Raw genomic sequence first — 23642 nt, 5'->3', positions numbered from 1 at the left:
AACCCGCCCACCACTGTCCGGCAAATCAGTGCGCGAATTCTATCATGAATGTTGATGCCGGATTTCTATTCTATCCCGAGGCGTCCTACGGGCTCGGTCGGCGTCGCTGGCGGCAAGCCGATGGCGAAGAGGGCGGCAGTCCGCGCCGATGGAGCGGCGCGCGACAAGCTCGATCGCCAGATGCAATCCTGCTCAAGATGATTGGTCAGCCGGCAAGGGGCGGCGTCCCTTTGCAGGAGGGGCGGCCTGGGCACCCGCATCCCTTGGGTGCGGACCGATCGGCATGATCGCGGGGAACGGCGTCGCGCCGAAGGCGAAGGTCCATTTGTAGCCGGTGAGCTGGTCCTCCGGCGTGGTGTGCTGGTCGTGATGGGCAAGCAGCCGGGCGCGTTCGGCGAGCTCGTCGGCCTCACGGCGCAGCATCTCGGCCGTTTGCGGCCGCATCCGCCGGGAAAAGCTGATGAAGGTCGCGCCGTGCTCCATATGGCCGAGCGCCCAGCCGACAAAATTCTTGTTGGTCATCTCGAAATGCGGCTTCAGCGGCCCCTCGAAATCCCACTGGATCGGCGTGTCGACGAGCAGCCTTGCCGACAGGCCGCGTCCCAGCGCCACCAGCCCAAGCTCCTCGAGGTCGCGCAGATAGAGGAACATCGAGGCCTCGCTCAAGCCCTGCGAGCGCATGATGCCTTCGGGCGTGAATTTCTCCGACAGCATGATGAAGACGAAGAGCAGCGCCGGCCGCGCCGCCAGCCTGCGCTCGATCTCCGGCGAAACGCGGTTGGCCGGACCCGGCCCGCGATTCATCGCGCCGAGCACGTTCTCCAGCTCGACGTCAGCCGCGGCGCAGATCTCCATCAGCCGGTCGAGCTTGCAGTTCCGCTCATGGAAGATGCGCTTCACCGTCGGCTCGGAAACGCCCATGCGCTCGGCCAGCGTGCGATAGGTCAGGCCCTTGGCCTTCAGCGTCCGTTTCAGCGCCTCGAAGATCGGGCCGTTCATGGAATGCGCCTCATTCGTGCGATTTCGTATCGAACCTCGATACTAGCGTCGAACCGTCTTTCCGAAAAGTATCGAAAAATCTAGCTCTCCCCGTCACCACAGGAGAGCACCATGAACACCCTCATCGCTTCGACCGTCATCGCCGTCGCCGGCATCGCGGCGGCTCCGTCTGCGCAGGCCGGCGAGCTCTGGCGCGCCACCGGCTTCGAGCAGCCGGAATCCGTGCTTGCCGACGCCGCCCGCAACCGCATCGTCGTCTCCAACATCGCCGGCGATCCCGGCGCGGCGGACGGCAATGGCTATTTGTCGCTTCTGTCGATGGACGGCAAGATCATCGCCCGCCATTGGGTCGACGGCATGGATGCGCCCAAGGGCATGGCGATTTCCGGAGGCAGGCTCTACGCCGCCGACCTCACCAAGGTGCGCGTCGTCGATGTCGCCAGCGGCAGGCTGGTCGAAACCATCGATGTGCCCGGCGCCGTGTTCCTCAACGATATGACGCAGGACAGCGCCGGCAAGGTCTATGTCAGCGACATGCTGGCCGACACCATCTACCGCATCGACGGCGACAGGCCGGAGCCGTTCGTCAAGGACCCGCTGCTCGCCTCGCCCAATGGCGTATTCGCGGATGGCGACAGGCTGATCGTCGCGTCCTGGGGCAAGGGCATCAACAAGGCCGATTTCAGCACCGCCGAGCCCGGCGGACTGCTGTCGGTCGACCTCGTCACGAAGACGATCACGCCGCTGCCCGGCGCTCAAAACTTCGCCGACCTCGACGGTGTCATCGCCATTGGCGGCACCATCTACGCCACGGCCTACATGACCGGCACGCTTTACAGCTACAAGCCCGGCGGCAAGCCGGAAGCGGTAATGAAGTTCAAGCCGGGCAGCGCCGATATCGGCACCGATGGCAAGGCAACCATCTATGTGCCGCTGATGGGGGAGGGTGAGGTCGCGGCGCTGTCCCTGGATTGAGCCAGGCGGAAATGATCGTGGAGTTCAGTGGCTGTTACAGCGGACGACTGAGAAGCGCCGTGTTCCTTCGCGCCCCCCTCTGTCCTGCCGGACATCTCCCCCACATGGGGGGAGATTGGCGGCTTCGGCGCCTCGCTCGTCCTGCAGCGCTGGCGATTGGCGAAAGCGGCAGTGACGTCTGATCTCCCCCCTTGTTGGGGAGATGTCCGGCAGGACAGAGGGGGACGCTGTCCCGACAGCCTTCGAATTTTCGCCGATCGGGATTGGACCGGCCATATCGGCGGCGGTGCCATCTGGCTCTGCCGCTTGCTCCGGACTATCCGGCTTGCATCCGTCACATGAGCGAAGCCGTGAAGACATCCAGCTTGAACGGCGCCGTTTCGCCGACGATCCCGATGCTCGTCTGCGCGCTGGCGATCTTTCTTTTGTCCGGCATGGATGCGGCCATGAAATCACTGGTCATCGCGGTCGGCGTCTACAACACGCTGCTGTGGCGCAGCATGGTCTCGACCCTGGTCGCGGGTGTGGCATGGTCGGCGGGGCCGCGCTCGAAGCCGCGCCTTCCGGTGCTGGGCCTGCATGCGTTGCGCGCCGCGATTGTCGGCATCGTCCTGGTCTCGTTCTTCTGGGGCCTGGCCAGGCTGCCGCTCGCCGAGGCGATCGGGCTCAGCTTCGTCGCGCCGCTGTTCGCGCTTTTCCTTGCAGCATTGCTGCTGGGCGAGCGCATTCGGCGGCAGGCCGTGTGGGCATCGCTTGCCGGCATCGCCGGCGTCGCGATCATCCTGTCCGGGCAGTTCGGGCGGGAAAGCTATTCACAGGATGCCGTGCTCGGCACCGCGGCGGTGCTCGTATCGACGGTGTTCTACGGCTACAATCTGGTGCTTGCCCGGCAGCAGGCTCTATTGGCCAAGCCGGTCGAGATCATGCTGTTTCAAAACCTCTTCGTTGGGATCATCCTTGGTTGCGCAGCACCTTGGCTCGCGGTTGGGCTGCCGGGCGATCTCTGGCTTCCCGTGGCCGGGGTGGCGCTGCTGTCGCTCGCCGGGCAATTCCTGATGAGCTGGTCCTACGCCCGTGCCGAAGCGCAATTTCTGATCCCGACCGAATACTCGGCCTTCATCTGGGCGATCGCGCTCGGTTGGTTCTTCTTCGGCGAGAAGCTGGCCTGGACCACGCTGGCCGGCGCATGCCTCATCGTCGCCGGCTGCCTGATCGCCGCGCGCGCCAATCCGAAGCTTGCCGAGCCGATCGAAGCGGCGATGTGAGGCGGTCTTTCAAGCCGGCGGCTTAACCTTGCGGGTTCTGCGCCGCGGCGGCTTTGAGGCGCACGCCCCTGCCGCCGCGCTCGCTGGCTTGGTTCTCGCCGATCAGCTCCACCCCGACCGCGTCGAGCGCCTGGATGACCTTCATCAGCGTGTCGACCACGCCCCTGACCACGCCCTCGCTCGCTTCCATGCGCTGGATCGTCGGCAGCGAGACGCCGGCACGCTCGGCGAGCGTCTTCTGGTCGATGCCGGTCAGCGCCCGCGCGGCGCGCATCTGTGCGGCAGTGATCATCGGCCGGAACCTGTTCTGAAAGATATGAAAGATGTATATTTTAAGGGTTACAATGTCTCAAGCATCATTTTAAATGCTTCAACCATCGACGTCGCTGTCGGCCACCACTTTGCGCCGCTGCAGCAGGCGTGCCGCGAGCCAGCACAGCATGGCCCAGGCGAAGCCAGCGCACCAGCCGGCAAGCACGTCTGACGGCCAGTGCACGCCGAGATAGACGCGGCTGGTGCCGACCAGCACGGTGATCAGCACGGCAAGGCAAAGCACGAAGATCTTCGTCCGGCGATCCGGAAGGAAGCGCGCCGCTAAAGAGCCGAGCGTCAGATAGGTCACCGCCGACAGCATGGCGTGGCCGCTTGGAAAGGACAGCGACGTTTCGGTGGCCAGGTGCGAGACGAGATCGGGCCGGGGCCGGTCGACTTCGTGCTTGAGCAAGGTGGAAAGCACTTGCCCGCCCGCCACCGCCGCGAACACGAACAGCGCGGTCGAAGGCCTGCGGATCAACATGAGATAGACGATCGTCGCGGTCGTGATCAGCACCAGCACCACGGTGCTACCGAGCGCGGTGATGTCGCGCATCGCGCCCTGCAGCCAAAGCGGACCGATCGGGCTGTCCGGCTGCCCGGCATGGCGGAAGGCAAGCAGGATCTCGGTGTCGAAGGCGTGCGGCGCTGTGGCGCGCGCCACCTCCATCAATTCTTCAAAGCCCCACAGCCCGCCGGCGATGACCAACCCGGCCAGCAGCAGGGGGAATTCGATCTTGGCAAGCAATGCACCGACGGATGGCTTCATGAGAGGCTCGAGGGTTAGAGCTTCTGCATATAGGGCCCGAGCGTGATCAGGGCGACGGCGGCGATCGCCAGCACCATGCCGGTCGCCTGGAAAGTATTGAGCCGTTCGCCGAAAAAGGCGATGGCCACGACATTGACCGCGACAAGCTGGATCACCGCCGACAGGCTGAACGCCACCGACATGCCGAACTCGCGCACCAGCCTCAGCATGATCAGGTTGCCGGCGGTATAGAGCGCCAGCGTCACAAGGAGCTTGGCCAGGCTCGGCGCCAGCCCCCATTGCTTGGCCGCCATCGCCGCCAGCAGGAACATCACGGTCGAAATACCGAGCTGCGCCAATCCCCAGAAACTCACCCGCCGTCCCCTTTTTCAAGCGCCGTCGCCATGCCGGCCGCAGCCCTTGTTTCCGAAGCGGGCGAAACCGTCAAGCGGGGCGCGGTCGATCCCACGTGCGCGTCAGGGATTGCAGCTGGCCCAGCCGCTGCTCAGCAAGCAAACCAATCTTGCGGTTTGATCACGGCGATGTCACGAAATTGTGATCGGCGCGCTTTAGGGGTCGAAAGGTCCAAGCTCAAGCCACCTCAAGAAGCCAGAGGAACAGCCTATGACCGTGACCCCTGAAACCCGCTTCCGCACCAGCCAGCTCGAGGAGAATGACGGCCCGCCCGTCAACCCGACCGACAACCGCACCATGGGCGAGATCATCGCCGCGCGCTTCTCGCGCCGCGGTTTCCTCATGGGCTCGCTGGCCGTTTCGGCCATCGCCGCCACCGTCAGCCCGCTGGCGCTCGTCGCCGCCGACGAGGCGCGTGCCGCCGAGGCCTCGGCTTTCAAGTTCGACGAGCTCGAAGCCGGCATCGACGACAAGCACCATGTCGCGCCGGGCTATGATGCCGACGTGCTGCTGCGCTGGGGCGATCCGTTGTTTGCCGATTCGCCGGAGTTCGATCCGCTGAAGCAGTCGGCCGAGGCTCAAGCAAAACAGTTCGGCTACAACAACGACTATGTCGGCTACATCCCGATCGACGGCTCGGCCGAGCATGGGCTTCTGGTCGTCAACCACGAATACACCAATCCGCATCTGATGTTCCCCGGCATCGTTTCGATCGTCGAGAAGGACGGCAAGAAGGCCGCCGAGGTCGCGCCGCTGACGAAGGAGCAGGTCGATGTCGAGATGGCCGCGCATGGCGGCACCATCGTCGAGATACGCAAGGAAGGCGGCAAATGGCAGGTGGTGCGCGACGGCAAGCACAACCGGCGCATCACCTCCACCACCGAGATGGCGCTCTCCGGCCCGGTCGCCGGCCACGACCGCGTCAAGACCAATGCCGATCCCTCCGGCGCCAAGGTCATCGGCACGCTCAACAATTGCGCCGGCGGTGTCACGCCCTGGGGCACCTACGTGATGGCCGAGGAGAACATCCATGGCTATTTCTCGGGCGAATTGCCGGAAGGCCACAAGGAAGCCGCCAATTACAAGCGCCTCGGCATTCCCGAAGGCGCCTATGAATGGGGCGCCCATTACGACCGCTTCAACCTTGCCAAGGAGCCGAACGAGCCCAATCGTTTCGGCTGGATCGTCGAGGTCGACGTCAACGATCCGGCTTCGGTGCCGAGGAAGCGCACCGCCATGGGCCGTTTCAAGCATGAGGGCGCGGAGTCGATCGTCGCCAGGGACGGCCGCGTCGTCTTCTATCTCGGCGACGACGAGCGCTTCGACTATGTCTACAAGTTCGTCACCGCCGGTACGTTCAACCCCAATGACCGCGCCGCCAACATGAACCTGCTCGACGACGGCACGCTCTACGTGGCGAGGTTCGCCGAGGACGGTTCGGTCGAATGGATGCCGATCGTCTTTAGGCAGGGCCCGCTGACGGCGGAGAACGGCTTCGCGTCCCAGGCCGACGTGCTGATCGAGACGCGGCGCGCCGCAGACCTGCTCGGCGCCACCAAGATGGACCGGCCGGAGGACATCCAGCCAAATGCCGGCAACGGCAAGGTCTATGTCATGCTGACCAACAATTCCAAGCGCAAGGCCGAGCAGGTCGACGCCGCCAATCCGCGTGCTGCCAACGCCTTCGGCCACATCATCGAGATCGTCGAGGAGGGCGGCGACTTCGCCGCCAGCAAGGGCAAGTGGGAAGTGCTGCTCAAATGCGGCGACCCGTCCGTCGCCGATGTCGGCGCCACTTTCTCGACCGCGACCACCGCGCATGGCTGGTTCGGCATGCCGGACAATTGCGCCGTCGATTCCGCCGGGCGCCTGTGGGTCGCCACCGACGGCCAGGGCCCGAAAGCCACCGGCCGCACCGACGGCCTCTGGGCGGTCGACACGGAAGGCGCGGCGCGGGCGACCTCAAAACTGTTCTTCCGCGTGCCGATCGGCGCCGAAATGTGCGGGCCGCTCTTCGCGCCGGACGACCAGACGGCTTTCGTCGCCGTCCAGCATCCGGGCGACGGCGGCGAGGACTGGGAAGGCTTCGGCCGCCCGTCCTACTACGAGGATCCGTCGACCCGCTGGCCGGACTTCAAGCCGGACATGCCGGTGCGGCCGTCCGTCGTTGCGATCACGAAGCAGGGCGGCGGCAAGATCGCGGTGTGAGGACAGTATCTCTTTGTTTTTGTGCAATTCTGGCAGGAAAACCGCTCACACTTTTCCTGGAATTGCTCTAGGCGCCCGACATGGCGGGGCTCGGCAGGATCCGAGCCCCTATTTTGGTTGAAGTCGATCAAGCCACAGGAAAGATTGATCTTTTATAGGTGGCGCCCTAGCTCCTCGCCAGGAGATCGCCATGCCGAAGTCCATTTATGACCGTGGCCTGCTGAAACCCGCCCAGGTCGCCACCTTGCAACGCGTCTTCGATGAAGCCTGCCGAAGTCGCGAGGCGCATCCCGAATCGGCCGAGGCGCGGGAGATCGCGCTGACTGTGCTCGCGCTCTACAATGCCGGCATGGTCGATGAAGAGATGCTGATGGAGACGGTTTGCTTCCGTCGGCCGAAGTCGAAAACCGCCTGATCCAGACAGCCGCTATCCCGCCCGCTGAACCACCGCGATGTTCATCGCGCTGCGCAGCCGGAAGCCGATCGACTCGTAGAGCTTTATCGCCGCTGTATTGTTGGCGAAGGCATGCAGATAGGGAACCTCGCCACGCGCCATGATGCGGTTGGCCACAAACAGCGACAACAGCCGGGCGAGGCCGCTGCCGCGGAAATCCGGATGCGAGCACACGCCGCTGAGTTCCGAATAGCCGGGCTGCTTCATGCGCTCGCCGGCCATCGCGGCCAGCCTGCCGTCGATCTTCACGCCCCAGAATTCGCCGAGGCTCAAGGCTTCCAGCGTGAACGGGCCAGGCTTCGTCAACGAGGCGAGCGCGAGCATCTCGGCCGCGTCCTGCCGCGTCAATTGCTCGATCCGGGGATCGGCGACCGTCTGCAAGGCTTGCCCGGCAATCATCTGCACGGCACCGGCGGTCATCGTCGCGACAAGCGCCGGCGGCAGGACAATGTTCTCGGCCTGAGCCAGGATGACGGTTTCGCCAGCGGGAACGAGCCTTCCGAGCGCGTGCAGGTTTTCCGGATCGTCCGTCGCCGTGGCGGCGAACGGGATGATCGATGGCCGGTACCGGCGCGCGAGATCGTCACCCTCGGCGAAAGTCCTTTGTCGCGTTCCGAGCGCGCTCCAGACAGGACGGTCGAGCATATGCTTCATGGCGCAGCGACCCTTTCGGCGCGACGGTGGAGCGGTGTCTCGGCCAGCCGGTCCTCGATGGCGGCAAGCTGGCCGAGCAGCGGCCCGGAAAGATCGGCGCACAGATCCGCGACGGCATTTTCGATGCTCGGCCAGATGTCCTGTTTCGCCCGGTCGACCAGCCGTCTGCCGTTGCCGGTCAGCGAAACGATCCTGCGCCGCTGGTCGTCATCCGCAGGATTGACCTCCACCAACCCCAACTCGGCAAGCAGCGCTACGCTTCGCGTTACGCCTGGCTGCGCGACGCCCAGTGATTGCGCCAGCTCACCGACCGGCAGCGGCCCCAGCCGGTCGAGCGCGGCGAGCAGCGGGTACTGGCTCGACTGGATGCGCATGTCGAGGCGGTCGAGCACGCGCTGCGTATCGGCCTGCAACTGCTCGCCTATGCGTTTCATCCGGCTGCCGAGGCAGAGAAAGCCGAGAGATCGGAGGATGTCTTCCATAGCGCGCTCGCCAGATATCGATAACATGATATATAACATTGCATGGAAAGATCAACCCGGTGCTCGCAGGGGCGTTTCCCGCGGCGGGTGGCCGATGCCGGAAGCTTTGCGACCTTTGCCCTTCATTCGCCGTCAATTGCATCCTATATCGCTGACGCGACGTTGGCCGGCAGCGGTCGCCAGCGATTCGCGACCTGAGGGGGCAGGTCATCACTTCTTGGCACGCGGAGCTCATGGCGCCCCTGCGCATCTATTTCGATCGGCTTCTCGACGCCGTGGCACCCAAGGTTCCGCGGCGCGAATTGAGCGATGAGGAGCGCCTGGCGCTGGTGCGCCGCCACGGCGATTTCTCGCTCGCCTATTCCACGGCCGTGCAGCAGAAGCTGTCCTATTTCGGCGACGGCGACGGCTACATCGCCTTCGGCACCAAGATGAGCCGTCATTTCGCGCTGGGCGATCCGGTGGCCGACCCGGCGGACCGCCCGGCCTACATCAAGCGCTTTGTGGAGGCGGCCGGCGGCCCCTGGTTCGTGCAGATCGGCGCCGACACGGCCAAGGTGCTCGCCGGTCTCGGCTACCAGGTCAACCGGCTCGGCATCGACACCAGGCTGCTATTGCCGGCGCATGATTTTTCCGGCAAGCGCAACGAGACGGTGCGCTATTCCGAGCGCTGGCTGGCGAAGAAGGGTTTTGTCCTCGCCGAGGGCACGGGCGACATGCTGCAGGAAGAGATCAAGCAGCTTTCCGCCGACTGGCGCAGAAAGCGCATCATCAAGCGCTGGGAGATGGGCTTCCTCAACCGCCGCTTCTCCGAGGAGCTCGGTGCCGGCATGCGCCGCTTCCTTCTGCACAGCCCCGAAGGCCGGCTTCTCGCCATCCTCGATTTCGACCCGCTGTTTCGCGACGGCAAGGTGATCGGCTACACCACCGCCTTCAAGCGCAAGCAGACCGACGCGACGCCGCATGCCGAGGTCGGGCTGACCAAATTCGCCGTCGACCGCTTCCGCGAGGAAGGTATCTCGCAGGTGACGCTCGGCCTCTCGCCGCTGCTCGACATCGAGCCCAGCGGCTTCGCCGAATCGGATTTCTGGCGCAACGCCTTCCAGCGCGCCTACAACTCGCCCTGGGTCAACCGCTCGCGCTTCAACCTGCAGGGCCAGGCGGCCTTCAAGCGCCGCTTCCACGGTGTCGAGGAACCGACGTATATCGCCTTCCGCAAAGGAACCTTCGTGGAAATGCTGGGGCTGCTGCGCCTGACCAAGGCGATTTAGCGATATCACCACCTTTGCCGTTGGCCGACGCTTTGCAGCTTCGTCATCCCAGGGCGAAGCAGCCGCGAAGCGGCGTCGCGAAGACCCTGGGATCCATGCCGTTACCTCGCACGAAGAGTGCGGCGGCGCAGAATTCTGCGCCGTGAGCGACGCTCAGATGTAACGGCATGGATTCTATGGTCTGCGCGCGTCGCTCCGCTCCTTGCTCCGCCATAGAATGACGACGGACTGGCGTCGCGGCTAATTTTCCAAGCGTTGCGGCCGCTCAAGTGCTCTACAGCTTCGGTCAGTTCCTCAACCGATATCCCGTCTTGAAGATCCACGCCACGATGGCGATGCAGATGGCCAAAAACACCAGCGTCATGCCGAGGCTGACGCCGACGGAAACGTCGGCCTTGCCGTAAAAACTCCAGCGGAACCCGCTGATCAGATAGACGACCGGGTTGAACAGCGTGATCGTCTTCCAGATGCCGGGAAGCATGTGGATGGAATAGAAGCTGCCGCCGAGGAAGGTGAGCGGCGTGACGATGAGCAGCGGCACCAGCTGCAGCTGCTCGAAGGTTTTCGCCCAAATGCCGATGATGAAGCCGAACAGGCTGAAGGTCACCGCCGTCAGCATCAGGAAGGCGATCATCCAGAACGGATGCTCGATCCTGAGCGGCACGAACAGCGCGGCGGTGGCGAGGATGATCAGGCCGAGCATGATCGATTTTGTCGCCGCGCCTCCGACATAGGCGATGATGATCTCGAGGTAAGACACCGGCGCCGACAAAAGCTCATAGATCGAGCCGACGAATTTCGGGAAATAGATGGCGAAGGACGCATTCGAGATCGACTGCGTCAACAGCGACAGCATCATCAGGCCCGGCACGATGAAGGCGCCGTAGGCGATGCCGTCGATCTCGTTGATGCGCGAGCCGATGGCCGAGCCGAAGACGACGAAATAGAGCGATGTCGAGATAACCGGCGAGATAATGCTCTGCAGCACGGTGCGGAAGGCGCGCGCCATCTCCACCCGGTAGATCGCCCATACTGCCCGCAGGTTCATGGCTCTTGCCTCAGGAGATTGACGAAGATCTCTTCGAGCGAGCTGTTCTTGGTGTCGAGATCGCGGAACTGGACGCCGGCCGTCTCGAGGTCGCGGATCAGCGAGGCGACGCCCGGGCGGTCGCTCTGGTTGTCATAGGTGTAGGTGAGCTGGTTGCCGTCGCCCGACAGCTCCAGCGCATAGCGCGACAGGCTCTCCGGCAAGGCCGCAAGCGGCGCGCGCAGCTCCAGCCGCATCTGCTTGCGGCCAAGCTTGCGCATCAGCTCGGCCTTGCCCTCGACCAGGATGATCTCGCCCTTGTTGATGACGCCGACGCGGTCGGCCATCGCCTCGGCCTCCTCGATGTAATGCGTGGTGAGGATGATGGTGACGCCGTCCTCGCGCAGGCGCCTGACCATCGCCCACATGTCCTGGCGCAGCTCGACGTCGACGCCGGCCGTCGGTTCGTCGAGGAAAAGCACGCGTGGCTCGTGCGACAGGGCCTTGGCGATCATCAGCCGGCGCTTCATGCCGCCCGACAGCGTGATCGCCTTGGAATCCTTCTTCTCCCAGAGCGACAGGTCGCGCAGCACCTTCTCGACGAAATCCTTGTTTGGTGGCTTGCCGAACAGGCCGCGGCTGTAGTTCACCGTCGCCCAGACCGTCTCGAAGGCGTCGATGGTGAGTTCCTGCGGCACCAGCCCGATCAGGCTGCGCGCGGCGCGGTAATCCCGGCTGATGTCGTGGCCGTCGACCGTGACGCTGCCCGACGAGCGGTTGACGATGCCGCAGACGATCGAGATCAGCGTCGTCTTGCCGGCGCCGTTCGGCCCGAGCAGCGCGAAGATCTCGCCGCGCTCGATGTCGAGATTGATTTCCTTCAATGCCTTGAAGCCGGTGGCATAGGTTTTCGTGACACCGGAGATCGAGATGATGGATGACATGCTGAAAAACGGCCGGCTGGAAATTGTGACCTGATATAGGCCGGTTGCCGTTTTATGCAAACCGGCAATTGATGCCGCTCCTGACAGCTCTGGACAGTGGGTAAGCGATTAGAGACGCGACAATCTGGCAGCCAGCGCGCCATAGCAGCGGGCGCCCCTCGCTCAAGGGGGGAGCGCGGGAGATCAGCCGGCACCTCCCCTTTCGCCAATCTCTTAACGGTCGCTATTGCAGGGCTGCCCATCCTCCCAGCTTGACGCCCTTCGCTCCCGCGCCCTAAGCCTGGTCTCCATCCCAACAGGAGACCCCACCCATATGGCAGGCACGGTCGAAGGCGAGAAGATCGACGTTTCCTTCAGCGGCAAGCGCTGCATCCATTCGCGCAATTGCGTGCTCGGCAACCCGCATGTCTTCGTGCCCAACGCGCCGGGTGAGTGGATCCACCCGGAAGCGGCTGATGTCGAGCAGGTGGTGGCGCTGGCGCAGAACTGCCCGTCGGGCGCCATCACCTACACCAGAAAGGATGGCGGGCCGCAGGAGAAGCCGCCGGTGGTCAATACGGTGCGCGTCCGCGAGAACGGCCCGCTGGCGGTGCATGCCGAGATCGTGCTTGGCGACGACACCTTCTTGCGCGCCACGCTCTGCCGCTGCGGCGCCTCGCAGAACAAGCCGTTCTGCGACAACAGCCACATGAAGGCCGGCTTCACCGCCACCGGCGAGCCGCCGCTGAAGGAAGCGCAGGTGCTGGACGCGAGGAATGGCCCGCTGACCGTAACCCCGACCAGCAACGGCCCGCTCAAGGTCGAAGGCAATGCCGAGCTCGTCACCGGCACGGGGCATACGATCGCTCGCACGACCAAGGTGTTCCTCTGCCGCTGCGGGCATTCGGCGAACAAACCGTTTTGTGATGGGAGCCATAAAAGAGTGGGGTTTGAGGGGTAATCACGGAGGCTGGCGCGAGGCCCCCCTCTCTGCCCTGCCGGGCATCTCCCCCTCAAGGGGGGAGATCAGATGTCACGCCGGCTTTCGCCAATCGCCAGCGTTGTAGAAAGGAGCGAGGCGCCTGAACTGCCAATCTCCCCCCTTAAGGGGGAGATGGCCGGCAGGCCAGAGAGGGGGGCCTCGCGCCGGCATCTCAGCAGATACGCCACGCGCCCTGACTTCTTGGCCCATCCCTCCAACCTTTATCCGGCAGCCCGTATCGGCTAAGGGCTTCGCGACCAAGCCCTCGACCCCGGACTGCCCGCAAAAATGACTGCCAAGCCTCACCCCCTCTTCCTCGGCATCGACACCGGCGGCACCTACACCGATGCGGTGCTGTGGTCGGAGGAGGGCGGACCCAAGGGCAAGGTTCTGGCCAAGGCCAAATCGCTGACCACGCGTCACGATCTCGCCGTCGGCATTTCCGGCGCGGTCGATGCGGTGCTTCAGCAATCCGCCACCGATCCGGCCGCGATAAAACTCGTCTCGATGTCCACGACACTCGCCACCAACGCGCTGGTCGAGGGCCAGGGCGGGCGCGTGGCGCTGGTGATGATCGGCTTTTCCGAGGCCGACCTTGCCCGCGACGGGTTGAAGACGGCGCTGGGCACGGACCCGGTGGTGTTCTGCCCCGGCGGACACGACGTGCACGGCAATGCCGCCAAGCTCGACCTTTCCGGCCTCGAGGCGGCGCTGCCGGAATTGGGCGGCTCGGTTTCGGGCTTCGCCGTCTGCGCCTATTTCGCCACCCGCAATCCGGCGCATGAGCTGGCGGCCCGCGACCTGATCCGCGAGAAGACCGGCCTGCCGGTGACAGCCAGCCATGAATTGTCGGCCAAGCTCGGCGGCCCGCGCCGCGCGCTCACCACGCTGCTCAACGCCCGCCTGATCTCGATGATCGACCGGCTGGTCGCGGCGACCGAAGGGTTTCTGGCCAAGCGCGGCATCGCGGCACCCCTGATGGTGGTGCGCGGCGACGGCGCGCTGGTCTCGGCCGCCTTTGCCCGCCAGCGGCCTATCGAGACGATCCTCTCGGGCCCGGCTGCCTCTCTTGTCGGCGCACGCCACATGACCGGGCTGGACGACGCCATGGTCTCGGATATCGGCGGCACCACCACGGACGTCGCCGTGCTCGACGGCGGCCGCCCGCGCCTCGATCCGGAAGGCGCCACCGTCGGCGGCTTCCGCACCATGGTCGAAGCGGTCGCCATGCGCACCTTCGGCCTTGGCGGCGACTCGGAGGTCACGCTGGAAGACGGCGTGCTCGATCCGAAAATCCTGCTCGGGCCGCGCCGCCTGGTGCCGCTGGCGCTGGCCGGCATGGCGCATGGCGAGGCAGTCACCGCCGAGCTGGAACGGCAGCTGCGCGCGCCCAATCCGGGCCGCATGGACGGGCGCTTCGCCGTCCGCACCGGCGTGCCGGACAGGCTCGCCGCGGGGCTGACCGCGCCGGAAGCGAAGCTTTACGAGATGATCGGCGGCACCCCGCTTGCGCTCGACCGGCTGCTCTCGTCGAACGCGCAGAACGCCACGCTGAACCGTCTGGTCGCGCGCGGGCTGGTGCATATCTGCGGCTTCACGCCGTCCGACGCCGCCCATGTGCTGGGCAAGCAGTCGAACTGGGACGCCGCCACTGCCCGCCTAGGCGCCGAGCTGTTTTCGCGCCGCCGCGACGGCCGCGGCCAGGCGATCGCGGCGACACCCGAAGCCCTGGCCGAGCGCGTGCTGACGACGCTCACCCGTTGGTCGGCCGAATACATCCTCGAAACCGCGTTCGCCGAGGATGGCCTGGACGGCGCCGCAACCGTCGCGCATGCGCTGGTTCAGCGCGCGGTCGATGGCCACCCCGGCATCGCCCGTTTCACCGTCGCGCTCGATCGTCCGGTCATCGGGCTGGGCGCCTCGGCGCCGCTGCATTACGCCGGCTTGGCCGTGCTGGTCGGCAATGGCTGCATCGTGCCGGAGGACACCGACGTCGCCAACGCGCTCGGCGCCGTGGTCGGTCAGGTGCGCGTCTCGGCCGAAGCCCGGGTCAGCCAGCCCAAGGAAGGCCTGTTCCGCCTCGCCTCCGGCCAGACGGTGCGCGACTTCACCGAAGAGGCGAAGGCGATCGCGGCGGCTGAAGCCGATGTGCGGGCGATTGCCGCCCAGCGCGCGAGGGACGCCGGCACCGACAGCGCCGAGATCGACGTCGCCACTGAGTTCAAGGTCTCGACCATCGAAGGCCAGCGCATGTTCATCGAGGCGCATGTGGTGGCCGTGGCTTCGGGAAGGCCGCGGATTGCGGTGTGAGTGCGCCTTTTCCTTCTCCCCTTGTGGGAGAAGGTGGATCGGCGTGAAGCGCCGAGACGGATGAGGGGTGTTCCAGCGGAGTGAGACGCCGGTTTTCCCTGGAGCACCCCTCATCCGTCGCCTTCGGCGACACCTTCTCCCACAAGGGGAGAAGGGGAAACCGCACCGCACCTTCACCCTAAGCCGAATTGACCCCGCAACCCCAAACATGCCAAAGGCCCCGGCAAGCTACCTATCTGGAGACGTGCTGATGACCGACCGCATCGAGATCGCCGGGTTGCGGATTGCCCGGGAGCTCCATGACTTCGTGGCCGAGGAGGCTACGCCCGGCACCGGCATCGATCCGGAAAAATTCTGGGAGGGCTTTTCCGCCATCGTCCACGATCTCGCGCCGAAGAACCGGGCGCTGCTCGCCAAGCGCGACGCCATGCAGGAGAAGCTCGACGGCTGGTACCGCGAAAACGGCACGCCGATCGACATTGAGGCTTACAAGGGCTTCCTGAAGGAGATCGGCTATTTGGTGCCGGAAGGCCCGGCGTTCAGCGTTTCGACGGAGCATGTCGACCCCGAGATCGCCGTCGTCGCCGGGCCGCAGCTCGTCGTGCCGGTGATGAATGCGCGCTATGCGCTCAATGCGGCCAATGCGCGCTGGGGCTCGCTCTATGACGCGCTCTACGGCACCGACGCCATTCCCGAGACCGGCGGCGCCGAGAAGGGCAAGGGTTTCAATCCCGCGCGTGGCGCGAAAGTCATTACTTGGGCGAAGGATTTCCTTGACCAGTCCGTGCCGCTGACTACGGGCAAATGGGCCGGCGTCAACGGGCTGTCGGTGGCGAATGGCGCGCTGAAGGCGGGCGAGGGCGCCGGCGCCACGACGCTCGCCGATCCAAAACAGTTCGCCGGCTATCGCGGCGATGCCGAGAATCCCGAAGCCGTGCTGCTGGTCAAGAACGGCCTGCACATCGAGATCGTGATCGACCACGCCAACCAGATCGGCAAGACCGATCCGGCCGGCATCGCCGACGTCGTCCTGGAATCGGCTCTCACGACCATCCAGGATTGCGAGGATTCGGTCGCGGCCGTCGATGCCGAGGACAAGGTCGTGGTCTACCGCAACTGGCTCGGCCTCATGAAGGGCGACCTCGCGGAAGAGATCACCAAGGGCGGCAAGAGCTTTGTCCGCAAGCTCAATCCCGACCGCCGCTATACGGCGCCCAATGGCGGCCAGCTGCTTTTGCCTGGACGCTCGCTGATGCTGGTGCGCAATGTCGGCCACCTGATGACCAATCCGGCGATCACCGACCGCGATGGAAACGAGGTGCCGGAAGGCATCATGGACGCCGCCATCACCGCGCTGATCGCGCTGCATGATGTCGGCGAGAACGGCCGCCGCGCCAATTCCCGCGCCGGCTCGATGTATGTGGTGAAGCCCAAGATGCACGGGCCGGAGGAGGTCGCCTTCGCGGTGGAAATCTTCGACCGCGTCGAGGCGCTGCTCGGCATGGCGAAGAACACCATCAAGATGGGCATCATGGACGAGGAGCGGCGCACCACCGTCAACCTCAAGGAAGCGATCCGCGCGGCCAAGGAGCGCGTGGTGTTCATCAACACCGGCTTCCTCGACCGCACCGGCGACGAGATCCACACCTCGATGGAAGCCGGCCCGATGATCCGCAAGGGCGACATGAAGCAGGCCGCCTGGATTTCCGCCTATGAGGCCTGGAATGTCGACACGGGGCTCGAATGCGGGCTCGCTGGCCATGCCCAGATCGGCAAGGGCATGTGGGCTATGCCCGATTTGATGGCGGCAATGCTGGAACAGAAGATCGCGCATCCCAAGGCCGGCGCCAACACCGCCTGGGTGCCCTCGCCGACGGCCGCGACCCTGCACGCCACGCACTATCACAAGGTCGATGTGCATGCCGTGCAGGCGGCGCTGAAGAGCCTGTCGAAGGCCAAGCTCGACGATATTCTGTCCGTGCCGGTGGCGGTGCGGCCCAACTGGACGCCGGACGAGATCCAGCGCGAGCTCGACAACAACGCGCAAGGCATTCTGGGCTACGTCGTGCGCTGGATCGACCAGGGCGTCGGCTGCTCGAAGGTACCCGACATCAACGATGTCGGCCTGATGGAGGACCGCGCCACGCTGCGCATCTCCTCGCAGCACATCGCCAACTGGCTGCGCCACAAGGTCTGCTCGGAAATCCAGGTCAGGGATTCGCTGCAGCGCATGGCGGCGATCGTCGACCGTCAGAATGGCGGCGACCCGCTCTACCGCCCGATGGCGCCGGATTTCGACAAGTCCATCGCCTTCCAGGCGGCGTGCGACCTGGTGTTCAAGGGCGCGAGCCAGCCCAATGGCTATACCGAGCCGGTGCTGCATGCGCGGCGGCTGGAGCTGAAGGCACGCGACAGGCAGGGCTCCGCCTGAGTCTGCCGGCTTGCCGCCGGCTGGTTGACGGCTGCGGCCCTTACGCGCCTTTGCTTGGCCGCGACAGGAACACATCCGTGTGCCTGACATGCGCCAGTGTGTCGCGAAACGGCGCGCAGGGCCCGAAGCCGAATGCCTCATACACGGCGATGGCGCTTTCCATGTAGAAGGTCGTGTGGATCAGCACCGTGCGGGCGGGGCCTTTGTCGATCTCCGTCAGGACGGCGCCCATCAGCGCGCGGCCTATGCCTTGCCCCCGGAAAGCGGCGTCGACGAAGAACTTGTGAAGTTCAACCGTGCTTTCGCCGAACGGATCGAAGGCGAGGCAGCCCGCCGGCAGGCGTCCGGATCTGGCGATGAACGCCATCGCATCCGGCGCGCCGAACTGCGCGGCCAGCTGCGGGCCGCTTGTTTCGGGATGGAACAGAGCCTTCACATCCGCGGCCGAGACGCCATGCGGCGCCGAAGCGTCGACATCCCATTGCGCGAGCTTGCGGCAGAGCCCCGCCAGTGTCTCGAAATCTTCGGCGCTGCGCGCCGGCAGAACTGAAATCATCCCTCGCCCCCGCGCGGATCGGCTCCACCATACCACGCACAATTTCTGGACGCGATTGCGCGTTCAAAGAGTTGTGAACGCCCAGGCGGCCACCTCGCAAACGCTTGACAGCCACCTATCTACCTTCTAGTAGGTAGGCAAATCAAATCGAAGGAAAGTTCACATCATGTCTGCACAAACGAGCGGTCAAGGCCGCGCCAACTCCTCAAACGGCTGGCTGAAAAACTATTATTATCTGCGGTTTGCCGTATCGGCGGCCTGGGTCCTGGCGGCCTTCACCGTGGCGAAGATGGTGCCGCCGCTGGCCGCCGTCATGCTGGTCGCCTACCCCCTTTGGGACGCGCTTGCGAATTATGTCGACGCGCAACGCAGTGGCGGCCTCGGCCGCAACAGGTCGCAGCTGCTCAACTTCGCCGTGAGCATCGTCACCGCGATTGCGGTTGCCATCGCGCTTGGCCACAGCATGAACGCGGTGCTCGCGGTCTATGGTGTCTGGGCTGCGGTCTCCGGCGCGTTTCAGCTTCTGACGGCGGTTCGTCGCTGGAAGACCAACGGCGCCCAGTGGGCGATGATCCTGAGCGGCGCCCAGTCGGCGCTGGCTGGTCTCTTCTTCGTCAAGATGGCTGGCGGCGCGGAGGCCATCGGCATCGCCAATGTCGCGCCGTACGCCGCTTTCGGCGCCTTCTATTTCCTGGTGTCCGCCGTCTGGCTGTCGGTCGGCGATATCCTTCGCAAGTCGCCGCAGGCCGCGCGTTGAGATTTCTGCCGCCGGAGGTTAGGCATGCCTATGGACAGGCCCTCGAGCACCGCCGATGACATCCTGGCCGCCGCGCGACGCTTCATCGTCGCCGGCGGCTATAACGGCTTCAGCTACGCCGATATCGCCGAGGTGGTCGGTATCCGCAAGGCGAGCATCCACCATCATTTTCCGAGCAAGGTCGACCTCGTGCAAACCCTGGTCAGGCGCTACCTCGAGGATGCCGTGACGGGCATGACGGAGCTTGAGCGCAACGTGCCTGAGCCGCCCGAGCTGCTGCGAACCTATGCCGGCTTCTGGGCCCAGTGCATCGAGGACGCGAGCAGGCCGTTTTGCGTCTGCGCGCTGCTCGCCAGCGAGCTTCCCGCCCTGCCGCCGGAGGTTGCTGTGGAAGTCCGCGCGTATTTTCAGTTTCTGTCAGGCTGGCTGACCGGCGTGATCGAGCGCGGCGCCGGGCAAGGCACATTGACGATCGCCGCCGCGCCTCGCGTCGAGGCCGAGGCCTTCATGGCAACCGTGCACGGGGCGATGCTTTCCGCCCGTGCCTATGGCGATGTCCTGACCTTCGGCATGATCCTGGCGCCGACGCTGCAGAAGCTGATCCCCGAGGCCGATTGAAGAGGAACTCAGGAGCGAAGAAACCGATTCGGCCTCCTTGCGAGTTCCTTGACTACGCCGCCTGCGCCATCCGCTCGGCGCTCATGCGATAGGAAATCGCTTCGGCGAGATGGATGCGGCCGACGGTCTCGCTGGCGTCGAGGTCGGCCAGCGTGCGCGCCACCTTGAGCACGCGGTGATAGGCCCGCGCCGAGAAGCCGAGCTTTTCGCTGGCGTCCTTGAGCAGCGTCAGTCCGGCGGCATCGGGCTTGGCGATCTCCTCGATGACCGAAGGCGGGCAATGTGCGTTGGTGGTGGCGCCGGCGCCCAGCCTTTCCAGCCGCTCGCGCTGCATGGCCCGCGCACGCGCCACGCGCTGCGCCACCGCAGCGCTTGTCTCGGCCTTGTCCGGCCGGATCAGGTCGCTGGCTGAGACCGCCGGCACTTCGATCCGAAGGTCGATGCGGTCGAGCAGCGGGCCGGAAATGCGCGCCTGGTATTCGGTGCGGCAGCGGTCGCCGCGCAGGCAGCGATAGCCGGGCTCGCCCGACATGCCGCAGCGGCACGGGTTCATCGCCGCCACCAGCTGGATGCGCGCCGGATAGGTGACGCGGTGGTTGGCACGCGCGATCATGCAGTCGCCGGTCTCCAGCGGCTGGCGCAGCGCATCCAGCGTCTGCGGTGTGAACTCCGGCAGCTCGTCGAGGAACAGCACGCCGTGATGGGCGAGCGACACCTCGCCGGGGCGGGCGCGCAGCCCGCCGCCCACCATCGCCGCCATCGAGGCGGAGTGATGCGGCGCGCGGAACGGCCGCCGGTCGGTCAGCTTGCCCTCGCCGAGCTCGCCGGCGACCGACGCGATCATCGAGACTTCGAGCAGTTCCTTCGGCGCCAGCGGCGGCAGGATCGAGGGCAGCCTTTGAGCCAGCATCGACTTGCCTGAGCCGGGCGGCCCGACCATCAAGAGGTTGTGCCCGCCGGCGGCAGCCACTTCGACCGCCCGTTTGGCGCTCTCCTGGCCCTTGATGTCGGCGAGGTCCGGCAGGTCGCGCGCCGCAAGCTGGATGCCGGCTTCGGGTCGCGACAGCACCTGCGTGCCGCGAAAATGGTTGGCAACGGCGATCAGGCTGCGCGGCGCCAGGATATCGAAATCCTTGCCGGCCCAGGCCGCCTCCGGTCCGCAGGCGAAGGGGCAGATCAGGCCCTTGCCTTCGGCATTGGCGCCGATCGCCGCCGGCAGCGCGCCGGCCACGCCGGCGATCGTGCCGTCGAGCGACAATTCGCCCAGCACCACATAGCCGGTGAGCATCTCGCCAGGGATAGCGCCCAGCGCCGCCATCAGGCCGAGCGCGATCGGCAGGTCGTAATGACTGCCTTCCTTGGGCAGGTCCGCCGGCGCGAGGTTCACCGTCACCTTCTTCGACGGCATCGACAGGCCGGATGCATGCAGCGCCGCCTGCACGCGCTCGCGGCTCTCGGCCACCGCCTTGTCCGGCAGGCCGACGATCTGCATGCCGACCTTGCCCGGCCCGACCATCACCTGGACATCGACGGGCAAGGCCTCGATACCCTGGAAAGCCACCGTGCGAACCCGCGCCACCATTTTTTAAGCCCCCGGATACCAGCTCGCATGACCTTGCGATCAGGCCGCGAGTGAAATCAGGCTAGACAACCACAGATTTTCGCTTTGGGCAAGAACATTACGAGAACGTCGGCAACTGCGCGTCTCGTTCCCGCACGGCAGTCGAATGCTGCGGCGGCAACGGAACCTTCGAGAACATCTTACCCAGGCTTCGCAGATGTGGCTTGGTAAATCGACGGCGGTAGTAGTAAGTCGCCAGGGCGGAGGACCAGTATTTTCTGCGCAGCCCGATAAGGCCAAGGATCATCTTGCGCCTACGAGCGGATTTCAAAAGCAGCACCCCCTCCGGGATGTCCAAACCCGACAGGGTTCTGTAGAAATTGAAAACATCGGCAAAAGGCACGCGCCTGTAGCGCCAGGGTTTGGCCGACCCTGCATAGTGGATCACCTTTGGAAGTCGCCGTTCGATTTCCACATGGCGCTCTGAAAAGAAATTCCATTCCCTGCCTAGGAAGAGAACTCGTCCGCGCACCACCGTGTTCAAGGCCGTCTGGTCGAGGTATCGCGACTTGGCGGTTTCACGAACCGTTGCAAAGACCCTGTCCGCAATGCCTTCCCTGCGCCAGGCGACGAGATTCATCACCAGAACGCCGGAATTGATATATTCATTCCGGGACATTTGGATGTCGTCGAGTTCCTCCTGCTCGACGAAACCGTCAACCACGCCGGCGACCAAATTGTCGCCCAGGTCCGCCAACCAGAGGGCACCAAGATCGGACACCACCAGCGTATCCGCGTCCAAATAGATGGCCTTGTCGCAATCAGGCAATATCTCGGGAATGAGTATTCGGGCATATGCGGCCGTCGTCAGCAGCTTGCCTCTTGTCGGCAGATCGGAAATCCGCTTGCCGTCCGCTTGGACCAACTGACAGTCAATTCCGTTTCGGTCGCAAAAACGGCGAAGCTCCATCACGCTCGCAGGCTCTATTCCTGCGTCGATGACGACGAACTTCGCCTCGCGATTATGAAGCCAGGCAGAAAAGATGAATAGAAAAAGCCCGGGCACAAAGTTATTGTCGCTTGCGGTAACAATTACCATGAAATTGCGAGCCTTGGAAAGCGGGGAGCAAGGCCCAGCTGTGGGTATAGCGCGGTAGCATCTCCGGTCATAGGCAGCACATTGGCATCTTGCCCCCCAAAATAGCTCGTCGTCCACTGCAGGCGGAAGCCCCGTTACCTTGTTCGGCGACACGACGGGCCCGATGGAACGCCCTGCATCGTGAAGAGAATTACCCCCGCTTCCCCTCCACACAATCCCAGAACAGGGCGGCGATATCCGCCCCGCCAAAGCGCTTGACCTCGCGGATGCCGGTCGGCGAGGTGACGTTGATCTCGGTCATGTAGTCGCCGATCACGTCGATGCCGACCAGGATGAAGCCGCGTTCTTTCAGGGAAGGCCCGATGCGGGCGCAGATCTCGCGCTCGCGCTCCGTCAGCTCCGTCTTCTCGGCGCGGCCCCCGACATGCATGTTGGAGCGGGAATCGTGCTCGGCCGGCACGCGGTTGATGGCGCCGACCGGCTCGCCGTCGATCAGGATGATGCGCTTGTCGCCCTTGCGCACGTCCTTGAGGTAGCGCTGCACGATATAAGGTTCGCGGAACAGCTGGCCGAACATCTCGAGCAGCGAGGCGAGGTTGCGGTCGGCCTCGTGCAGGTGGAAGATGCCGGCGCCGCCATTGCCGTAGAGCGGCTTGACAATGATGTCGCCGAATTCCTTGCGGAAGGCGGCGACTTCCTGAGGATCCTTGGTGATTAGCGTTTCCGGCATCAGGTCCGGGAATTCGGTGACGAAGATCTTTTCCGGGCTGTTGCGCACCCAAGCCGGGTCGTTGACCACCAGCGTCTTCGGGTGGATGCGCTCCAATATATGCGTGGTGGTGATGTAGTTCATGTCGAAGGGTGGATCCTGCCTCAGCAACACCACGTCCATCTCGGAGAGATCGGTGCGCACCTTCTCGCCCAGCGAATAATGGTTGCCCTTCTCGTCGCGCACCTGCATCTCCTCAATGCGAGCGAACACCTTGCCGTCCTGCATCGACAGCCGGTCGGGCGTGTAATGGAAGAGCTTGTGGCCGCGCCGCTGCGCCTCCAGCGACAGCGCGAAGCTGGTGTCGCCGGCGATCGACACGGTGGAGACATGGTCCATCTGGACGGCGATCTTGAGCGGCATTTTTCCTCTCCGGGGAAACTCAGCCGTCGATATAGGGAAATCGGCGGCTCCTGCCAATCGTGCTCGCTTGGTGCAGACGCTTACCGGTCGAAGACCAGCCTGGAATAGCCCAGGAAGGACAGCGTCATGGCGACGATCGAGGCGATGGCGAGCGCTGCGAGCGGCGGCAGGGCCGGCAGCGCGAGCAGGACGGCGCAGTAGACCAGGTAATTGACGATGCTGGTGGCGATGCCGACGCCGCCATAGCGGGCGCCTTCCTCAGCCATGCTCCGGCTCGACGGCGCGAAGGTCATATGGCGGTTGATTTGCCAGGTGACGCAGAGCGCGAAGCCGATCGACAGCACGCGCGCCGAAAGCGGCCCGAGCGGCGTCGTGGCAAGCAACAGCCAGAGCGCCGCCGCGTCGGCGGCAAAACCGATGCCGCCGGCAAGACCGAAGCGGATGAGGCGGCCCACTATGCCGCC

General features: G+C 64.8%; 23 protein-coding genes. 10 read left to right on the top strand and 13 right to left on the bottom strand.

Going from position 1 to position 23642, the window contains the following annotated elements; all coding sequences use genetic code 11:
- Positions 1-192 precede the first annotated feature (192 nt).
- Positions 193-999 (bottom strand): helix-turn-helix transcriptional regulator, encoded by an 807-nt coding sequence (locus tag EJ069_RS24330; protein ID WP_126063473.1) that lies wholly within the window; start codon positions 997-999, stop codon positions 193-195.
- Positions 1000-1110: 111 nt separating this feature from the next.
- Here EJ069_RS24330 and EJ069_RS24325 point away from each other — a divergent pair, with 111 nt between their 5' ends.
- On the top strand, positions 1111-1974 hold the full coding sequence (locus EJ069_RS24325; protein ID WP_126063472.1) for an ATP/GTP-binding protein: 864 nt from the start codon (positions 1111-1113) through the stop codon (positions 1972-1974).
- A 338-nt stretch (positions 1975-2312) separates the two neighbouring features.
- Positions 2313-3239, top strand: coding sequence for a DMT family transporter (locus tag EJ069_RS24315; protein WP_126063470.1), 927 nt, complete (start codon positions 2313-2315; stop codon positions 3237-3239).
- 22 nt (positions 3240-3261) lie between these two features.
- On the opposite strand, the gene EJ069_RS24310 is transcribed toward EJ069_RS24315, so the two are convergent.
- The 3 genes from EJ069_RS24310 to EJ069_RS24300 all read right to left on the bottom strand — a co-directional run bounded on the left by EJ069_RS24310 (position 3262) and on the right by EJ069_RS24300 (position 4673).
- Positions 3262-3531: a helix-turn-helix transcriptional regulator gene (locus EJ069_RS24310; protein WP_126063469.1), complete on the bottom strand. Its 270-nt coding sequence runs from the start codon at positions 3529-3531 to the stop codon at positions 3262-3264.
- A gap of 78 nt (positions 3532-3609) precedes the next feature.
- A complete protein-coding gene (locus tag EJ069_RS24305; RefSeq protein ID WP_126063468.1) occupies positions 3610-4320 on the bottom strand; it encodes a phosphatase PAP2 family protein in 711 nt (236 codons plus the stop codon).
- Between the two features lie 14 nt (positions 4321-4334).
- Positions 4335-4673: a hypothetical protein gene (locus EJ069_RS24300; protein ID WP_126063467.1), complete on the bottom strand. Its 339-nt coding sequence runs from the start codon at positions 4671-4673 to the stop codon at positions 4335-4337.
- A gap of 250 nt (positions 4674-4923) precedes the next feature.
- Between EJ069_RS24300 and EJ069_RS24295 the strand changes: the two genes are divergently transcribed.
- Together EJ069_RS24295 and EJ069_RS24290 are read left to right on the top strand one after the other, a co-directional pair.
- Positions 4924-6921, top strand: a complete 1998-nt coding sequence (locus tag EJ069_RS24295; protein ID WP_126063466.1) for a PhoX family phosphatase — start codon at positions 4924-4926, stop codon at positions 6919-6921.
- A 190-nt stretch (positions 6922-7111) separates the two neighbouring features.
- Positions 7112-7336, top strand: a complete 225-nt coding sequence (locus tag EJ069_RS24290) for a hypothetical protein (protein WP_042637313.1) — start codon at positions 7112-7114, stop codon at positions 7334-7336.
- Between the two features lie 12 nt (positions 7337-7348).
- Here the strand turns inward: EJ069_RS24290 and EJ069_RS24285 are convergent, their stop codons facing one another.
- Positions 7349-8029, bottom strand: coding sequence for a GNAT family N-acetyltransferase (locus EJ069_RS24285; protein WP_126063465.1), 681 nt, complete (start codon positions 8027-8029; stop codon positions 7349-7351).
- Positions 8026-8511, bottom strand: coding sequence for a MarR family transcriptional regulator (locus EJ069_RS24280; RefSeq protein ID WP_126063464.1), 486 nt, complete (start codon positions 8509-8511; stop codon positions 8026-8028). The genes EJ069_RS24285 and EJ069_RS24280 overlap by 4 nt, the downstream gene beginning before the upstream one ends.
- A gap of 233 nt (positions 8512-8744) precedes the next feature.
- Between EJ069_RS24280 and EJ069_RS24275 the strand changes: the two genes are divergently transcribed.
- Positions 8745-9782, top strand: a complete 1038-nt coding sequence (locus EJ069_RS24275; RefSeq protein WP_126063463.1) for a phosphatidylglycerol lysyltransferase domain-containing protein — start codon at positions 8745-8747, stop codon at positions 9780-9782.
- 286 nt (positions 9783-10068) lie between these two features.
- On the opposite strand, the gene EJ069_RS24270 is transcribed toward EJ069_RS24275, so the two are convergent.
- Together EJ069_RS24270 and EJ069_RS24265 are read right to left on the bottom strand one after the other, a co-directional pair.
- The gene (locus tag EJ069_RS24270; protein ID WP_126063462.1) at positions 10069-10830 is read right to left on the bottom strand and encodes an ABC transporter permease; all 762 of its coding nucleotides are present in this window, start codon (positions 10828-10830) and stop codon (positions 10069-10071) included.
- Entirely contained in the window at positions 10827-11753 is a 927-nt protein-coding gene (locus EJ069_RS24265) for an ABC transporter ATP-binding protein (RefSeq protein WP_126063461.1), read from the bottom strand. The genes EJ069_RS24270 and EJ069_RS24265 overlap by 4 nt, the downstream gene beginning before the upstream one ends.
- A gap of 313 nt (positions 11754-12066) precedes the next feature.
- On the opposite strand from EJ069_RS24265, the gene EJ069_RS24260 reads away from it, so the two are divergent.
- From EJ069_RS24260 to EJ069_RS24245, 3 genes are all read left to right on the top strand, one after another.
- Positions 12067-12693: a CDGSH iron-sulfur domain-containing protein gene (locus EJ069_RS24260; protein WP_126063460.1), complete on the top strand. Its 627-nt coding sequence runs from the start codon at positions 12067-12069 to the stop codon at positions 12691-12693.
- A gap of 309 nt (positions 12694-13002) precedes the next feature.
- Positions 13003-15024, top strand: a complete 2022-nt coding sequence (locus EJ069_RS24250) for a hydantoinase/oxoprolinase family protein (RefSeq protein ID WP_126063459.1) — start codon at positions 13003-13005, stop codon at positions 15022-15024.
- A gap of 250 nt (positions 15025-15274) precedes the next feature.
- On the top strand, positions 15275-17455 hold the full coding sequence (locus EJ069_RS24245; RefSeq protein WP_126063458.1) for a malate synthase G: 2181 nt from the start codon (positions 15275-15277) through the stop codon (positions 17453-17455).
- A 40-nt stretch (positions 17456-17495) separates the two neighbouring features.
- Here EJ069_RS24245 and EJ069_RS24240 read toward each other — a convergent pair whose 3' ends face one another.
- On the bottom strand, positions 17496-18011 hold the full coding sequence (locus tag EJ069_RS24240) for a GNAT family N-acetyltransferase (protein WP_126063457.1): 516 nt from the start codon (positions 18009-18011) through the stop codon (positions 17496-17498).
- Positions 18012-18177: 166 nt separating this feature from the next.
- Here EJ069_RS24240 and EJ069_RS24235 point away from each other — a divergent pair, with 166 nt between their 5' ends.
- The gene (locus EJ069_RS24235; RefSeq protein WP_126063456.1) at positions 18178-18768 is read left to right on the top strand and encodes a DUF308 domain-containing protein; all 591 of its coding nucleotides are present in this window, start codon (positions 18178-18180) and stop codon (positions 18766-18768) included.
- A gap of 30 nt (positions 18769-18798) precedes the next feature.
- Entirely contained in the window at positions 18799-19386 is a 588-nt protein-coding gene (locus EJ069_RS24230; RefSeq protein WP_126064865.1) for a TetR/AcrR family transcriptional regulator, read from the top strand.
- A gap of 52 nt (positions 19387-19438) precedes the next feature.
- On the opposite strand, the gene EJ069_RS24225 is transcribed toward EJ069_RS24230, so the two are convergent.
- The 4 genes from EJ069_RS24225 to EJ069_RS24210 form a co-directional block, all read right to left on the bottom strand.
- Positions 19439-20968: a YifB family Mg chelatase-like AAA ATPase gene (locus tag EJ069_RS24225; RefSeq protein ID WP_126063455.1), complete on the bottom strand. Its 1530-nt coding sequence runs from the start codon at positions 20966-20968 to the stop codon at positions 19439-19441.
- Positions 20969-21065: 97 nt separating this feature from the next.
- A complete protein-coding gene (locus EJ069_RS24220) occupies positions 21066-22046 on the bottom strand; it encodes a glycosyltransferase family 8 protein (protein WP_126063454.1) in 981 nt (326 codons plus the stop codon).
- 190 nt (positions 22047-22236) lie between these two features.
- Positions 22237-23178, bottom strand: a complete 942-nt coding sequence (gshB, locus tag EJ069_RS24215) for a glutathione synthase (RefSeq protein WP_126063453.1) — start codon at positions 23176-23178, stop codon at positions 22237-22239.
- Between the two features lie 80 nt (positions 23179-23258).
- Positions 23259-23633 (bottom strand): GtrA family protein, encoded by a 375-nt coding sequence (locus EJ069_RS24210; protein WP_126063452.1) that lies wholly within the window; start codon positions 23631-23633, stop codon positions 23259-23261.
- Between the last annotated feature and the right edge of the window lie 9 nt (positions 23634-23642).

The sequence above is a fragment of the Mesorhizobium sp. M2A.F.Ca.ET.043.05.1.1 genome (assembly GCF_003952445.1).
Taxonomy (GTDB): Bacteria; Pseudomonadota; Alphaproteobacteria; order Rhizobiales; family Rhizobiaceae; genus Mesorhizobium.
Note: the sequence above shows the minus strand (reverse complement) of the source record. Positions and strands in the feature narration are given on the sequence as shown.

Coding starts and splice junctions, on each gene's coding strand:
- EJ069_RS24330 (WP_126063473.1), bottom strand. CDS start 999: ATGAACGGCCCGATCTTCGAGGCGCTGAAACGGACGCTGAAGGCCAAG.
- EJ069_RS24325 (WP_126063472.1), top strand. CDS start 1,111: ATGAACACCCTCATCGCTTCGACCGTCATCGCCGTCGCCGGCATCGCG.
- EJ069_RS24315 (WP_126063470.1), top strand. CDS start 2,313: ATGAGCGAAGCCGTGAAGACATCCAGCTTGAACGGCGCCGTTTCGCCG.
- EJ069_RS24310 (WP_126063469.1), bottom strand. CDS start 3,531: ATGATCACTGCCGCACAGATGCGCGCCGCGCGGGCGCTGACCGGCATC.
- EJ069_RS24305 (WP_126063468.1), bottom strand. CDS start 4,320: ATGAAGCCATCCGTCGGTGCATTGCTTGCCAAGATCGAATTCCCCCTG.
- EJ069_RS24295 (WP_126063466.1), top strand. CDS start 4,924: ATGACCGTGACCCCTGAAACCCGCTTCCGCACCAGCCAGCTCGAGGAG.
- EJ069_RS24290 (WP_042637313.1), top strand. CDS start 7,112: ATGCCGAAGTCCATTTATGACCGTGGCCTGCTGAAACCCGCCCAGGTC.
- EJ069_RS24285 (WP_126063465.1), bottom strand. CDS start 8,029: ATGAAGCATATGCTCGACCGTCCTGTCTGGAGCGCGCTCGGAACGCGA.
- EJ069_RS24280 (WP_126063464.1), bottom strand. CDS start 8,511: ATGGAAGACATCCTCCGATCTCTCGGCTTTCTCTGCCTCGGCAGCCGG.
- EJ069_RS24275 (WP_126063463.1), top strand. CDS start 8,745: ATGGCGCCCCTGCGCATCTATTTCGATCGGCTTCTCGACGCCGTGGCA.
- EJ069_RS24270 (WP_126063462.1), bottom strand. CDS start 10,830: ATGAACCTGCGGGCAGTATGGGCGATCTACCGGGTGGAGATGGCGCGC.
- EJ069_RS24265 (WP_126063461.1), bottom strand. CDS start 11,753: ATGTCATCCATCATCTCGATCTCCGGTGTCACGAAAACCTATGCCACC.
- EJ069_RS24260 (WP_126063460.1), top strand. CDS start 12,067: ATGGCAGGCACGGTCGAAGGCGAGAAGATCGACGTTTCCTTCAGCGGC.
- EJ069_RS24250 (WP_126063459.1), top strand. CDS start 13,003: ATGACTGCCAAGCCTCACCCCCTCTTCCTCGGCATCGACACCGGCGGC.
- EJ069_RS24245 (WP_126063458.1), top strand. CDS start 15,275: ATGACCGACCGCATCGAGATCGCCGGGTTGCGGATTGCCCGGGAGCTC.
- EJ069_RS24240 (WP_126063457.1), bottom strand. CDS start 18,011: ATGATTTCAGTTCTGCCGGCGCGCAGCGCCGAAGATTTCGAGACACTG.
- EJ069_RS24235 (WP_126063456.1), top strand. CDS start 18,178: ATGTCTGCACAAACGAGCGGTCAAGGCCGCGCCAACTCCTCAAACGGC.
- EJ069_RS24230 (WP_126064865.1), top strand. CDS start 18,799: ATGGACAGGCCCTCGAGCACCGCCGATGACATCCTGGCCGCCGCGCGA.
- EJ069_RS24225 (WP_126063455.1), bottom strand. CDS start 20,968: ATGGTGGCGCGGGTTCGCACGGTGGCTTTCCAGGGTATCGAGGCCTTG.
- EJ069_RS24220 (WP_126063454.1), bottom strand. CDS start 22,046: ATGGTAATTGTTACCGCAAGCGACAATAACTTTGTGCCCGGGCTTTTT.
- gshB (WP_126063453.1), bottom strand. CDS start 23,178: ATGCCGCTCAAGATCGCCGTCCAGATGGACCATGTCTCCACCGTGTCG.